Source organism: Acinetobacter sp. C13, from assembly GCF_016809775.1.
GTDB classification, from domain to species: domain Bacteria; phylum Pseudomonadota; class Gammaproteobacteria; order Pseudomonadales; family Moraxellaceae; genus Acinetobacter; species Acinetobacter pittii.
Genome location: NZ_JAFBJL010000003.1, coordinates 344,128 through 358,485, shown reverse-complemented (window position 1 = coordinate 358,485; position 14,358 = coordinate 344,128). Strand labels below are relative to the sequence as shown.

The window sequence follows — 14,358 nt, the reverse complement described above, 5'->3', positions numbered from 1 at the left end:
ATACAGGAATTTAATGAGAGCAACCTCCATGAGTAAGATTTTAGTGATTAATGGTGCTAAACAATTTGCCCACTCAAACGGTGAATTAAATGACACATTAACCACCCTAGCAACCACACACCTCACGGAACTCGGCCATGAAGTCCAAGTCACCCGTGCAGACAGCAATTATGACGCTGAAAGTGAAGTTGAAAAATACTTATGGGCAGATGTTGTTATTTATCAAATGCCAGGCTGGTGGATGGGCGCACCTTGGACAGTCAAAAAATATATTGATGATGTCTTTACCACTGGTCATGGTTCACTTTATGCAAGTGATGGCCGTAGCCGTTCTGATTCCTCAAAAAAATATGGTTCAGGTGGTCTAATTCATGACAAAAAATATATGCTGTCATTGACTTGGAATGCTCCAATGGAAGCATTTGAAGATGCAGATCAATTCTTCCACGGCGTAGGTGTAGATGGTGTTTATTTACCATTTCATAAAGCCAATCAGTTCTTAGGCATGAGCACCCTTCCGACATTTATCGTAAATGACGTAATTAAAATGCCTGACGTTGATAGTTATGTTGAAGAATATAAAGCACACTTAAATACTGTATTTGCAGCAGCCTAATAAGGAGAAATCCATGCTAACCATTATTGCGGAAATTCGTACTAAATCGGGTGGACAGCATCGCCAGAACGTATTGGATGCCTTTCAAAAAATCATTCCAACTGTTTTAGCAGAAGATGGTTGTCATGGTTATGAACCTTTAGTTGACCACATCTCAAATGCGAGCTTCCAAAACAAAGACCCAGACATTATTGTAATGTTAGAAAAATGGGAAAGTGTTGCCCATCTTGAAGCACATTTAGCGACGCATCATATGCAAGCACATCATGAAGCAGTTAAAGATGATGTAGTTGACGTTAAAATTAAAATTTTAGAAAGCGGCGTATAATTTAGGTCATTAAAAAAGACGATATATTTATCGTCTTTTTTATTTTTAAGAGCAAAGCTGGGTTTGGAAACCTTTGGAACCCTTTCCTCTCGCACATTGATAGCTCTTTTGCTTATTTTGCAATTGCCACTTTTCATCAACTAGCTTAAATGAATATTCTGTTCGGATTGCAGAAACAGAATCATCCATTAAACCTGTTTGGATAACGGTAATACGGGAAACTGTTGGAGATTCTACTCGGTTAAATACTTGCTGAACTGAGGTATTATTGTGCTCTTTTACAATCTCAGGCTGGGCTTTAAGTACTTGTTGCATCGGGGTTTCAGAACCCACAAAAGGAATTAATTTACTGGTCGTCGCACACCCAGTGAAAAGTCCAGCACAGAGCGCTGAAATTAAAAATAAACGTTGCATTTTTATCACCAAAAACAAAAGCCATAGCTTTATGATGCTATGGCTTTGTTGGTTACTCTGTAGAAACTATGTAGTTCTACAAAATAGATCTAATTTAAAGATCAAACAATTTACCTGGGTTCATTAAACCATTCGGGTCAAATACTTTTTTCAAAGCTTTCATATATTCGATTTCTTCAGGCGAACGTGAATATTCCAAATATGGCTTTTTCGTCATGCCTACACCATGTTCAGCAGAGATTGAACCATCGTATTTTTTAACGGTATCAAACACATATTTATTAACCACCTGACATTTCGCAAAGAACTCATCTTTGGTTAAGTTTTCAGGTTTTAAAATATTTAAGTGCAAATTACCATCACCGATATGACCGAACCAGCAAATTTCAAAATCTGGATAGTTTTCTTGAACAATCGCATCAATTTCACGAATAAATGCAGGTACGTGAGTAATTAATACTGAAATATCATTTTTATATGGAATAAATGGCGCGATTGACTCAGAGATATCTTCACGTAAACGCCATAAGCTTTCTACTTGGTCAAGGCTCTGGCTCATTACGCCATCAAGTACCCAACCCTGCTCCATACAATGCTCAAAAATTTCCATTGCTTTATCGAGAATCGGCTCATATGGTGCTTCAAACTCAAGTAATACATAGAACGGGCATTGAGTTTCAAATGGGCGTTGTACATGTCCATGATCTAAAACTTTTTGCATTGCAAGTTCACCAAAGAACTCAAATGCAGTTAAATCGATGTCTTTTTGGAACGCATGTAATACAGGCATTACTGCATCAAAATCAGGAACACCTAAAACTAAAACTTGTAAGTTTTGTGGTTGACGCTCAAGTTTAATTTCTGCTTCAGTCACTAAACCTAGTGTACCCTCACCACCAATAAACAAATGCTGTAATGCATAACCAGTCGCATTTTTAACCATGCCTTTGTTTAAACGCAGGATATCACCTTTACCAGTCACTACGGTTAAGCCAAGTACCCAGTTACGTGTCATGCCATATTTAATAACTTTAATACCACCAGCATTCGTACCGATATTACCGCCAATCTGGCTAGAACCAGCGGATGCAAAGTCCACTGGATAATACATGCCTTGTTCTTCTGCATAATTTTGCAATTGCTCAGTCACAACACCAGCTTGAACACGAACCATACGGTCTGCTGGGAAGAACTCAAGAATTTGGTTCATTTTGTCCATGCTAATGACAATTTCACCATTCGTTGCTACCGCACCGGCAGAGAGACCAGTACGACCACCTGACGGTGTAATCGCAACATTAAACTGGTTCGCAAGCTTAACAACCGCCTGAACTTGTTCAGTCGTTGAAGGAAAAACGATGACCGATGGGTTCGGATTAAAATGCTTGGTATGATCTTTACCCCAGTTTTCGAGACTATCAGCATCGGTTTTAATACGGTTTTCACCGACGATTGCTGTTAATTGGGTGAGTAACTCAGGTGTTAAAGCGACTGGAGCATTCATCGTTTGCAGACCTAGCAAGAAGTAAACTGTGGTGGGATATGACCTCATAATTCTCAAGGTTCTCACCTGAGCAAAGCCATAATGTTCAAGGAACTCCTATATTCTACATGTATCCGCGCAAGCGATAAAGTTCAGAATAGAGATACTGTCACTACAAAACATGTTTAACGTAAATAAATACTTTCTATGGGGCTTTCAGAGAAAAATCACATTTATCCCCCTACCAAGCATATTTTAAAATGCTCGACAAGCCATAAACAGAAGTGATTAGACATAGATAAAATTGCCATAAGGCGATGGTATAAACGAAATATCTATAGCGCTGCCCAGTATGTTATTATACCGCCACCAAATTTGGCCTTTGTAGCGGAGCCGTAATGAGCCAACATCTTTCACTACCTAAAGATAAAATCCGTTTCCTTTTGTTAGAAGGCGTTCACCAAAACGCAGTCGATACTTTAAACGCTGCGGGTTACACCAATATTGACTATCGTAAAACTGCTCTTGAAGGCGAAGCGCTTAAAGAAGCAATTAAAGATGCTCACTTTATTGGTATTCGTTCGCGTACCCAATTGACTGAAGAAGTTTTCGAAGCTGCAAATAAATTGATCGCAGTAGGTTGTTTCTGTATCGGAACAAACCAAGTTGATCTTAAAGCAGCAATGGCACGTGGTATTCCTGTATTCAACGCACCGTATTCAAATACGCGTTCGGTTGCAGAGCTTGTACTTGCTGAAACGATTCTTCTTCTTCGCCGTGTTCCTGAAAAATCGGCGGCTTGTCATCGTGGTGGTTGGGACAAGTCTGCTGTCGGTTCTTTTGAAACTCGTGGCAAAACTTTAGGTATTGTGGGTTACGGTTCCATCGGTTCTCAACTTTCAGTTCTTGCTGAAAGCATGGGTATGCATGTTATTTATTATGATGCAGTAACGAAATTACCAATGGGTAATGCTCGCCAAGTTGGTTCTTTAGATGAACTTTTAGCAACTGCAGATGTTGTAACGTTGCATGTGCCAGATGTTCCGTCTACACGTAACTTCTTCACTAAAGAACAATTTGCGAAAATGAAAGAAGGCGCGATCTTCTTAAATGCTGCACGTGGTACATGTGTAGTGATTGAAGATTTAGCTGATGCAATCAGGTCTGGTCATATTGCTGGTGCAGCGGTTGACGTATTCCCGAAAGAACCAAAAGCAAATGGTGAAGAATTCCAATCTCCACTTCGCGGCTTAGACAACGTGATTTTAACTCCTCACGTTGGTGGTTCAACCATGGAAGCGCAAGCAAACATCGGTTTAGAAGTTGCAGAGAAATTTGTTGCTTACTCTGACAAAGGTATGACACTTTCTGCGGTGAACTTCCCGGAAATCGCGTTACCATTGACAGCTGGCCAACACCGTTTATTGCACATCCACAAAAACGTGCCAGGTGTATTGTCTAAAATCAACAACTTGTTTGCTGAACAAGGCATCAACATTTCTGGTCAGTCACTTATGACTAAAGGTGACATCGGTTACCTCGTAATGGATGTTGACGCTTCTGCTTCTCAAGAAGCTTTAGATATGTTGCATGAAGTTGAAGGTACAATTCGCGTGCGCGTATTGTTCTAATACGAACTGTAAATTCAAAAGCCACAGCATTGTCTGTGGCTTTTTTATGGGCATTTACATTATCATGTGAAAAGTATACCAATTGATCAAATAATAAAATGTCCACTTTAAACCAGAAATCTCAGCTACATGCTTTGGGTTTTCTTATTCTTGCTATGTTAAGCGTTCAAAGTAGCGCATCTTTAGCTAAAATTTTATTTCAGAACTTCCCTGTACTGACTGTTTCAGCAATGCGCCTATGTTTAGGTGCTATTATTCTTGCCTTTATTTTTAGAATTTGGCGAATTAATTTTAGTCAGGTTCGATGGAAAGCAATTTTAGCTTATGGATTTGCGCTTGCAGGCATGAACGCCTTATTTTATCTGTCGATCGAACGCTTACCGATTGGGATCGCGGTTGCTTTTGAATTTATTGGCCCTTTAAGTGTAGCGTTATACCACGCACGCCAAAAATATGATTTTGTTTGGGTCAGCTTCGCAATTATTGGGCTGATTTTACTTTTCCCTTTTAATCAGGCACATAGTCTAGATTGGATCGGCGTTTTATTTGCAATTAGTGCAGGGGCTTGTTGGGCGCTTTATATTATTGCCGGCCAGAAACCTTCTGGTATTTCAGGTAATCATACGGTGTGCTTGGGAATGAGTGTAGGTGCATGCATATTATTACCCATTACCTTTTTTTCAGGCTCAATTGCACAAGTTATAGAACTTCCCTATCTTTTTTATTTTATTGGTTTGGCCATTTTAGCCAGTGCTCTTCCATTCTCTTTAGAAATGTTAGCACTGCGCAATTTGACACCTTTAAGCTTTGGAACATTAATGAGCCTAGAGCCCGCAGTTGCAGCACTATCTGGCTTTATCTTCTTGGGTGAATATCTTTTATGGAACCAATGGCTAGCACTTGCAACCATTATCACTGCCTCTGTTGGTTGTACCGTAACCACCCAAAAAGCTCGCCAAGAACGTGAAAAAGTAGCAAGTTAATTTAATGAAATTTGCCAGCTAAAACACAGTATTCGTTATAATTGTCCACCATTATTTTTAGACATCAGATGAAGCGCTAGAGTATTTTCCATGCAAAATCTTCCAATTATTGCTGTGCTGTATATGATTTTGTCGATGGTCTCATATCAAATCAGCGCTTCATTTGCTAAGCAGCTCATTGCAACATTAGACCCTCTCACCGTTACAGTTTTAAGGCTGAGTTTTGCAACCGTTATTGTCGCAATTATGTTCCGATCTTGGAAAATCTGGTCACGCTTACCCTATTTAAAATGGCGTGATTTATTGATGTACTGCGCATCTTTAGGCTTAATGAATATCCTATTTTATACCTCACTTGGAAAATTACCCCAAGGTATTGCTGTTGGATTAGAGTTTATTGGTCCATTGGGTCTTGCGCTTCTTTCTATTAAACAAAAGAGCGACTACATTTGGGTAGCACTGGCCATGTTAGGCATTGCACTCATGGTACCTTGGCAAAACCCTATTCAACACCATTTCTCGTATGTAGGTGCAGCATGTGCGCTAGGTGCCGGACTTTGCTGGGCCTTCTATATCTATTTCGGTCATAAAGTTGTGACCCAAAATATCGGGATGCATGCATTAACGATTGGGATCGGTGTATCTGCACTTGCCTTATTGCCAATTGGAATCTGGCATAATGCTCCTGCATTACTTGAGACACAGTACTGGGGTAAAGCCTTACTTATTGCGGTGTTAGCGACTGCAATTCCATATGCACTCGACTTAATGGCTCTCAAACAACTCAATAAATTAACTTACGGGACTCTAACGAGTTTAGCACCAGCATTGGCAGCATTAACGGGTTTCTTATTACTTCACGAAGAAATCAGCATGCTGCAATGGGTGGCTTTGGCTTGCGTAATGTTGGCCTCTATTGGTGTTACTTTAAGAAGTACTAAAAAAGCTGTATAGGTTTACTCTACTGCTGCTTTTTATACTTTTTATATTCCTTTAAATATTTATTGCCGAGTGTCTCTTTTTCGCTGTCTTTAAGAATTTTTCCGGCTTGCTGGAAAAACTTATGCTCTTCTTCTTTTAAATGATGATGGACTTTTTCACTCAACTGTTTGGCGGTTGCTAACCAGCTTGGGCTACTCATATCGGTTTTTTCGAGCTGCTCAACCAACTCATCCATTTCGTGATGCTCAGATAAAGCATGTCTCGTAATATCTAAACCGACATCGTCAAACATTAAAGGAATATAGAGGTAACGGTCTTCGGCAACTGAATGGGCATAAAGTTCATTTTTTAATGCATCAAATAGTTCTTTTCTTTCTTCAGTTAAACCATGTGTCTGAATAAGTTGTTCAGAAAGGTTACGTTGATTTTCGTGGCTTTCTCTTAATGCTTCGAAAATATTCATTCTCTTCCTCATTTTTTAGCTAAAAAATCTTTTTTATTTCAAGGTTTATCATACGTTGAAATTTATAATGTTTAAGTAGCTTAAAATGAGACTATTTTTTACACAGTTTTCTTTCTAGTAAACTTCTGTAATGATTTTTATATTTCTAATTTCAAATGATACAAAAAAGTATGAACTGCATTTTAGGGACAGCTCATACTTTTTTAATCTTATTTAACCCGTAACAAACATTTGATAGCCCAAACGGCAAATCAGAATACTTACCAAAATTAAAAAGATAATTCGCACAAAACCACTGCCGTATTTAAGCGCAGTACGTACCCCAACAATAGAACCTAGCACGTTAGCCGCTGCCATCATCAAACCAATATGTAAAATAGCGTGACCAGTTGGGATGAGGAAACTCAGCGCAGCTAAGTTAGTCATAAAATTACCGATTTTTGACAAAGCTGAAGCATGCAAGAAATCAACTTGTAAAAAACGGATAAAGAAGAAAATAAAGAAACTACCTGTACCTGGCCCAAAAATACCGTCGTAAAAACCAATTGCCAAACTACCGATACCAGCTAAAATTAACATTTTCGTGGTAATTTTTTGCTCGGTATGAACTTGACCGAAGTTCTTTTTAACTAGGGTATAAATCGCAATCACAATCAACATTACGAAAACGAAAGGACGCAATACCGATTGAGGAATAAGTGATAAGCATGCCGCGCCGGCAAAAGAACTAATCAAGGCACAAATGGCAATAACGGCTAAAAGCTTCCATTGCAACTTTACTTTTTTAGCAAATGTATAAGCCGCCGACGCTGTACCAAAAATGGATGAGACTTTATTGGTACCAATCACCGTAGCAGTCGACATGTTAGGAAAAGTGCTCATGATCCCGGGAATCTGGATGAGTCCACCGCCACCCACAGCAGCATCAATTGCTCCCGCAGTAAACGCAAAAAAGATCAAACTAAGGATAACGTCCCATTCCATGCCCATGCTCTATACTCTACATCTACTACAAATTTAAGATACGCTTAGGTACCAACCGTTTTTTATCGGTAATCTCGGCTAAGCCTAAACAGCGCTCACCCGAAAACACCAAAACTTCTGCTTCTGCAGAATGTTCAATATTGCTTTCTAAACCGTTGCAAAAATATTTTTCACGCCCTTCTGGAACCTGAATTTTTAAGAAATGGTCAACTGGTGCATAAACTGGAAGTAACAAAGCTTCTCTTTGCTCTTCTGTTAAACTTTCCAGATATTCAATGGTATAGCTCGGTATAAGCTCAAAATGTCCTGTTTGAGTCCGGTTCAGCATCGTTAAATGCCCACCACAACCGAGTGCTTCACCAATATCTTCACCTAATACACGGATGTATGTCCCTTTAGAGCAGGTTACATCCAGAGTGATACTATTTTCGGTAAACTCAATAAGCTCTAAAGCATAAATCGTGACTGGACGCGCCTCTCGCTCAATCTCTATACCTTTTCTCGCCAACTCATATAACGGCTTACCTTCTTTTTTCAAAGCCGAATACATGGGCGGAACTTGTTGAATATCGCCTCTAAACTTTTCTAAAGTTTGTTCAATAAGTTCTTGGTTAAGAACAGGGACAGAACGTTCTTGTAAAATATCCCCTTCCACGTCACCTGTTGTTGTGGTCTGCCCCAATCGAACAGTGGTCTGATAGCGCTTTGTTGAGTCCAGCAAATAATGTGAGAATTTAGTGGCCTCTCCCAAACAAATCGGGAGCAAACCTGTCGCCAAGGGGTCTAACGCTCCAGTATGGCCTGCTTTTTGGGCGCGATATAACCAACGCACTTTTTGCAAAGCGGCATTTGAACTTAAGCCTAATGGTTTATTTAATAGAAATACACCACTGATATGGCGACGAGAAATTTTTTGATTTTTTGTCGTCATTTTTACTGGAACACAAAGCTAGAAAAAAGTGCCGACATGTTAGCAAATTCGGCAAGATATTTTCATAATATTTAGGTGCCTTTTCACTTATTTTATGGCACATTAATGATCGAGTAAAAAAACAACAAATTAAAACTTAAGGAAGATATCTTTATGCAAGGGATGCAGAAGAAGGTATTGTGGTGCGTGCTCGGATTTTTTATTTTGAGCCTCATTGCATGTGTATATTGGTTAAGTCCTGATTCAAAAAACACATCACCCCAAGTCAGTGAAAAGACAGCTCAAAATTTAGCATCAGCTCTACCTACAAATCATTCATCGCTAAATGCAGATGCTTACCATAGTAAAAGTCAGCAAGATACTGAAGTTAACTGTCAGTTAAAAATTGATAGTTCCCAACATTTGGTTGTTAACAGTCAAACTCGTGACTGCTTTGAATATTTTATTACTCAATATGGAGAAAATGATTTAGAGCAAATTAAAAATCACTTTGGACAATTTATTCAGGGGAAATATTTAGAGCCAGCTCGCTCACAGATTCTGGATTTATGGACCCGCTACTTAAAATACCGTGAACAGCTTGCTCAAATCCAAACACCTCCATCAAAACAACAAGATAAAAATTATTTTCAAAAGATATTTAATTCAATTCAAGATTTAAGGAAACGTTTCTTTTCGGCCGCTGAAATTGAAGGGCTCTTCTCAAATGAAGATATATATCAGAACTACACGCTAGATCGTATGCAAATACTTGAGGACTCTTCTTTAAGCGAAATTGAAAAGGCTCAAAAGCTTAAAGAACGTTTTGAAGAACTTCCTGAAGACTGGCAGCAAAACCTACAAGAACTTTCTAAACTTGATGACTTACATGCACTGACCAAACAAATTAAAGCACGTCATGGTTCAGCAGAAGAGCTTAGACAAATGCGTACAGCACTCGTCGGAGCTGAAGCAACTCAAAGGCTAGAAACTTTAGATACACAGCGTAGTGCTTGGCAACAAAGGGTCACAAGTTACTTGAGTGGACGAGATGAAATTATTAAAAGTAACATGAGTGATAGTGCTAAAAGCCAAGCCATACAACAATTACGCCAACAACAATTTAACTCATCACAAGAACAATTAAGATTGCGAACTTTTGAAACGGTCCATGATCAGGGAGGTGAACTGCCATTTAATTATTAAGTCTTTCCTATTAGGAACTGACTAAACAAGCACTAGCAGTAAGAAGCTGCTTTTCATACAAAATAAAAATAGTGAGTAAAAAATGAAAAGAAAGTTAACGTTTTTTTGCGCTGCAATGCTCTCAGGATTGAGTATTTCAGCGGCCCATGCCACAAATGCTGAACAAGTTAAAAACTCGTTCGTCTATTCATCTTATGCACAAACCAAATATCCACTGGTTTTTAACCACGGTATGGCAGGTTTTAACCGAGTTGGGACAGATACACTTGGTCTCGATTACTGGTACCAAATCCTTCCTGATCTGGCTCGTAATGGTGGAAATGTCTGGGCAACCAGAGTGTCACCTTTTAACTCAACTGAAGTGCGTGGTGAACAACTTGCCCAGCAAGTAGAAGAGATTATTGCCATTACTGGTAAACCTAAAGTCAACTTGATAGGTCATAGCCATGGGGGCCCGACAATTCGCTATGTGGCCGGTATCATGCCAGAGAAAGTTGCCTCACTCACTACAATTGGTGCGCCTCATAAGGGATCACCAATGGCAGATGTGATCTTGAACGTTGAGGGTACTCCTCTGTCTGGACTGGCAACATTAGTAAACTGGTTTTCAGCAGCCATTACTTGGGCAGGAGGCCTAGACCCAACAAGCTATCCGCACGACTCTTTAGCAGGTGCTCATAGCTTATCTACGCAAGGTTCAGCTCAATTTAATGCTCAGTTCCCTATGGGTGTACCAACTACTTCTTGTGGTGAAGGGACATACCAAGAGAAAGGTATTTATATGTATTCTTTCTCGGGGAATAAAGCGCTGACCAACCCATTAGATCCATTTGATATTGCTCTTACAGGCAGCAGTTTAGTGGTCGATCCATTTGGTGATAATGATGGACTTGTTTCCCGATGCAGTGCCAAATTTGGTAAAACAATTCGTGATGATTACAACTGGAATCATTTAGATGAAGTAAACCAAGTGCTTGGTATACGCTCTATTTTTGCTTCCGACCCTGTATCAGTTTACCGTCAACATGCAAACCGTTTGAAACTTCAAGGACTATAGTTTTTAAACAAAAAATGCGCCAAAAGGCGCATTTTTTTACTCGCTATAAGCTTACGCTTTACGAGCTGGTAATTTTTCACGAATACGTGCAGCTTTACCAGACAAGTCACGAAGGTAGTAAAGTTTAGCACGACGAACGTCACCACGACGTTTCACTTCGATTTTAGCAACAACTGGTGAGTGAGTTTGGAATACACGCTCAACACCAACACCGCTAGAAATTTTACGTACTGTGAACGCAGAGTTCAAACCACGGTTTTTCTTAGCGATTACAACACCTTCAAATGCTTGAAGACGTTCACGATCACCCTCTTTTACTTTTACTTGAACGATGACAGTGTCACCAGGAGCAAAAGCAGGGATATCAGATTTTAACTGTGCATTTTCAACAGCTTGAACTAAAGGATGTTTACCACTCATTGTGGGAATCTCCAATATGTACGGAGTCAGAAGAGGTCTGAATTTCCGCTGGGGATAGAGGCTAAAGCGCATATCAACCCGTTTATCTTTCCCTTTACGACAATATGTCTATAAAGAGCCTTTAAATTTACATAAAACTATTCATTAAATAGAATTATGCTTTAACTCGAAGCATTGCTTCTCGTCTTGTTGCAGAACTTTCGTTCTTGAGAATAACGATTAAGAATTACCACCATTCTCTTGCGTATCTTTTAGCCATTTTTTTTGCTGCTTAGTCAACTCTACGTTTTCGACCAATTCTGGTCGGCGCTCTAGAGTTCTTTGATACCGCTGCAAAAAACGCCATTTTTCAATATTGCCATGATGTCCAGATTTTAATACCTCTGGCACATCCAGCCCTTCAAAATGGTCAGGCTTTGTATATTGTGGACAATCTAAAAGACCGTCAACAAAAGAATCTTGTACTGCTGATTGTTCATCTGACATTACATTCGGCAAACGGCGAATAATACTGTCAAGTAACACCATAGCGGGCAGTTCACCACCAGATAGAACATAATCACCAATTGACCATTCTTGATCAACATAATGCTGGATCAAACGTTCATCGACTCCTTCATAACGTCCACACAGTACAATTAAGCCGTCATAATCAACAAACTGCTGTACTGCCTGTTCATTTAAGGTTTTGCCTTGTGGGGACATATACACCACAGGAACATGAACATGTCCTGCTTGTGAGGCAAGCTGTTTGGCATGTGCAATTGCTTTCGCCAAAGGCTCAGCCATCATCACCATACCCGGGCCGCCACCAAATGGACGTTCATCCACTCTTCTGTAGTTTCCCTCAGCAAAATCACGAGGATTAATACAAGTGACTTGTACAATATCTCGTTTTGCCGCACGTCCGCTGATGCCGTAGGCTGTAATCGCTTCAAACATTTCAGGAAAAAGCGTAATGACTGCAAAAAACATCACAGACTCCTCTATTTTCCTGCTGTATTAATCCTAAAAGGATTAATAATCTACGCCCCAATTGACGTAAATACGACCAGCTTCAAGATCAACACGTTGTACTACATCTTTATGCCAAGGAATCATGCGCTCTTCTGAATCAATGCTGTCTGGGGTAGCATGCACCACCATCACATCATTGGCTCCAGTTTCAAACAACTCATGAATTTTCCCTAAGTTTACTTCCTGTTCTTCTTCATCAAGACCTAACACAGTTAAGCCCTTTAAATCTGACCAGTAGTATTCATCTACATCTGCTTTTGGCAGTTGAGACTTAGCAATCCAGATATTAGCGCCAACCAAGCTTTCCGCCCCAGTGCGATCACTCACACCTTTCAACGCAACAACTAGGCCTTTGCCATGTGGTTTCCAACGTTTTACATCTATTGTTTGCCAACCGGCCTTGGTCTCAATGTACCAAGGCAGGTAGTCAAACATGTTGCTCATAGGTTCTGTATTTGAATACACCCAGAGCCACCCATTCAATCCATAAGCTGAACGTAACTGTCCAATCTGAATACGATCTTCGGGAACATTCTGTGTTGATGTCATGGGCTACCTACTACAAAAATTATGCAGTAGCTTTTTTAGCTTGAGCAGCTAAAGAAGCAACACGTTCAGAAGGTTGAGCACCTTGAGAAACCCAGTGAGCAAAACGGTCTGCATCTAAACGAAGTTTTTCTGCTTGACCTTGTGCAGTCGGGTTAAAGAAACCGATACGCTCGATGAAACGACCATCACGTGCATTGCGGCTGTCAGTCACAACGATTTGATAGAATGGACGTTTTTTTGCGCCGCCACGTGCTAAACGAATAACAACCATGATAAAAGCCTTATAATTCTTACGGATTATCCCTGCGCCGACCATCGGCAACACTTCAAACCCCTTTCATAGAGGGCGACATTCTACGTGATTTTCGCCCTGAAAGAAAGATTATTTTTTGAGTTATCCGCAGTTTTAAATTTAAATTAGCGACCATCCCAATTTGATGTTCCGGAAGGAACACAAGCGGTACCACTATTAATATCAGTCCCTTTTGTCCAGCAACGCTCACCACGATAATTTAAAACGATATCTCCATCACCCGACTGTGAAGTCTTTACAATTGGAGTCGCAGTTAACACCCATGTTTCAGCAGTTAAAGCACCAGAGGTAATAGGTGCCAAATCGACTGTATACAGAGGATTGCCCTGTACTGGATAAGATTCTGCTATATTGAAATCAGAACTTGTTGCACCTATTACTTTAAAATTTGCGATTTTGTAGCGTTGGATCTGCATAGCGATCTGTTGCAAAGTAGCTTGCATTTCCATACGTTTAGTACGACGAATATGCTCTTGATAAGAGGGATAAGCTATCGCTGCTAAAATCGCAATAATTGCTATAGCAATCATTAACTCAATTAAGGTAAAGCCTTTTGTTTTAATTACCATGACTCCCCTCCCGTACCACAAGTTGTATAAGTAACATTATCAGCAGCTTTATTCTTACAACGTAACCCGCTACTATTAAATAAAAAAGTAAAATTATAAGGATCGGAAGCCTCTGCCCGAATAACCCAATTTTGCCCTAAAACCGAAGTATCCATTAAAGTTTTCGTCGTATCGTCACCATCTCTTACCGTTATTTGATATTTAATAGCGCTACCAATCGCTCCAACAGGTAAAATTACTGGTGCGGTAGCACCAGTAGAAAAACCTCTATAATTAAAATTTCTAGATTTCTGACGCGCGAGTTGCATGGCGATTTGTTGAATTTTTTGTTCTGCACGCGAAGCATCAGCACGCAGAACATATGCTTGATATGAGGGCAATGCAATTGCAGCAAAAATAGCAACAATCACTACTACAACCATTAGCTCAATAAGAGTAAAGCCGAAAGAATATGTGAATTTACTTTTCATCAC

The 14,358-nt window shown here is 39.8% G+C and carries 18 protein-coding genes; 7 read left to right on the top strand and 11 right to left on the bottom strand.

The genetic code is table 11. The annotated features are described in order from the left end of the window. The first annotated feature begins 28 nt into the window (after positions 1-28). Both JGE69_RS11530 and JGE69_RS11525 read left to right on the top strand, forming a co-directional pair. Entirely contained in the window at positions 29-616 is a 588-nt protein-coding gene (locus JGE69_RS11530) for an NAD(P)H-dependent oxidoreductase (RefSeq protein WP_069124554.1), read from the top strand. 13 nt (positions 617-629) lie between these two features. Further along, positions 630-944, top strand: a complete 315-nt coding sequence (locus JGE69_RS11525) for a putative quinol monooxygenase (RefSeq protein WP_002117007.1) — start codon at positions 630-632, stop codon at positions 942-944. Between the two features lie 45 nt (positions 945-989). Here the strand turns inward: JGE69_RS11525 and JGE69_RS11520 are convergent, their stop codons facing one another. Both JGE69_RS11520 and JGE69_RS11515 read right to left on the bottom strand, forming a co-directional pair. Beyond that, a complete protein-coding gene (locus tag JGE69_RS11520) occupies positions 990-1,358 on the bottom strand; it encodes a hypothetical protein (RefSeq protein WP_002116952.1) in 369 nt (122 codons plus the stop codon). Positions 1,359-1,452: 94 nt separating this feature from the next. Further along, the gene (locus JGE69_RS11515) at positions 1,453-2,862 is read right to left on the bottom strand and encodes an FAD-binding oxidoreductase (protein ID WP_002116692.1); all 1,410 of its coding nucleotides are present in this window, start codon (positions 2,860-2,862) and stop codon (positions 1,453-1,455) included. 377 nt (positions 2,863-3,239) lie between these two features. On the opposite strand from JGE69_RS11515, the gene serA reads away from it, so the two are divergent. From serA to JGE69_RS11500, 3 genes are all read left to right on the top strand, one after another. Continuing rightward, the gene (gene serA / locus JGE69_RS11510; RefSeq protein WP_068526928.1) at positions 3,240-4,472 is read left to right on the top strand and encodes a phosphoglycerate dehydrogenase; all 1,233 of its coding nucleotides are present in this window, start codon (positions 3,240-3,242) and stop codon (positions 4,470-4,472) included. A 98-nt stretch (positions 4,473-4,570) separates the two neighbouring features. After that, on the top strand, positions 4,571-5,455 hold the full coding sequence (locus JGE69_RS11505; RefSeq protein WP_068526927.1) for an EamA family transporter: 885 nt from the start codon (positions 4,571-4,573) through the stop codon (positions 5,453-5,455). A gap of 90 nt (positions 5,456-5,545) precedes the next feature. Further along, positions 5,546-6,409, top strand: coding sequence for an EamA family transporter (locus JGE69_RS11500; protein ID WP_069124552.1), 864 nt, complete (start codon positions 5,546-5,548; stop codon positions 6,407-6,409). 7 nt (positions 6,410-6,416) lie between these two features. Here the strand turns inward: JGE69_RS11500 and JGE69_RS11495 are convergent, their stop codons facing one another. The 3 genes from JGE69_RS11495 to truB form a co-directional block, all read right to left on the bottom strand. Beyond that, entirely contained in the window at positions 6,417-6,860 is a 444-nt protein-coding gene (locus JGE69_RS11495) for a hemerythrin domain-containing protein (RefSeq protein WP_001019905.1), read from the bottom strand. Positions 6,861-7,073: 213 nt separating this feature from the next. Continuing rightward, positions 7,074-7,850 carry a sulfite exporter TauE/SafE family protein gene (locus tag JGE69_RS11490; protein WP_000525218.1) on the bottom strand — a complete coding sequence of 259 codons (777 nt, stop codon included), beginning with the start codon at positions 7,848-7,850 and terminating at the stop codon, positions 7,074-7,076. Between the two features lie 19 nt (positions 7,851-7,869). After that, positions 7,870-8,775 (bottom strand): tRNA pseudouridine(55) synthase TruB, encoded by a 906-nt coding sequence (gene truB, locus JGE69_RS11485; protein WP_060464971.1) that lies wholly within the window; start codon positions 8,773-8,775, stop codon positions 7,870-7,872. A 153-nt stretch (positions 8,776-8,928) separates the two neighbouring features. Between truB and JGE69_RS11480 the strand changes: the two genes are divergently transcribed. After that, positions 8,929-9,960 (top strand): lipase secretion chaperone, encoded by a 1,032-nt coding sequence (locus JGE69_RS11480; RefSeq protein WP_130121771.1) that lies wholly within the window; start codon positions 8,929-8,931, stop codon positions 9,958-9,960. A 115-nt stretch (positions 9,961-10,075) separates the two neighbouring features. Then, on the top strand, positions 10,076-11,017 hold the full coding sequence (locus JGE69_RS11475) for a lipase family alpha/beta hydrolase (RefSeq protein WP_014207808.1): 942 nt from the start codon (positions 10,076-10,078) through the stop codon (positions 11,015-11,017). A 51-nt stretch (positions 11,018-11,068) separates the two neighbouring features. On the opposite strand, the gene rplS is transcribed toward JGE69_RS11475, so the two are convergent. The 6 genes from rplS to JGE69_RS11445 form a co-directional block, all read right to left on the bottom strand. Then, on the bottom strand, positions 11,069-11,437 hold the full coding sequence (gene rplS, locus JGE69_RS11470; protein WP_002116654.1) for a 50S ribosomal protein L19: 369 nt from the start codon (positions 11,435-11,437) through the stop codon (positions 11,069-11,071). A gap of 219 nt (positions 11,438-11,656) precedes the next feature. Next, positions 11,657-12,412, bottom strand: a complete 756-nt coding sequence (trmD, locus tag JGE69_RS11465) for a tRNA (guanosine(37)-N1)-methyltransferase TrmD (protein ID WP_005067137.1) — start codon at positions 12,410-12,412, stop codon at positions 11,657-11,659. Between the two features lie 42 nt (positions 12,413-12,454). After that, entirely contained in the window at positions 12,455-13,003 is a 549-nt protein-coding gene (gene rimM / locus JGE69_RS11460) for a ribosome maturation factor RimM (RefSeq protein WP_002116736.1), read from the bottom strand. A 19-nt stretch (positions 13,004-13,022) separates the two neighbouring features. Further along, positions 13,023-13,274: a 30S ribosomal protein S16 gene (gene rpsP / locus JGE69_RS11455; protein ID WP_000260334.1), complete on the bottom strand. Its 252-nt coding sequence runs from the start codon at positions 13,272-13,274 to the stop codon at positions 13,023-13,025. A 146-nt stretch (positions 13,275-13,420) separates the two neighbouring features. After that, complete coding sequence (locus tag JGE69_RS11450) at positions 13,421-13,885, bottom strand: type IV pilin protein (protein WP_199113511.1); 465 nt, start codon at positions 13,883-13,885, stop codon at positions 13,421-13,423. Further along, the gene (locus JGE69_RS11445; protein ID WP_060464976.1) at positions 13,879-14,355 is read right to left on the bottom strand and encodes a type IV pilin protein; all 477 of its coding nucleotides are present in this window, start codon (positions 14,353-14,355) and stop codon (positions 13,879-13,881) included. The genes JGE69_RS11450 and JGE69_RS11445 overlap by 7 nt, the downstream gene beginning before the upstream one ends. Positions 14,356-14,358 lie beyond the last annotated feature (3 nt).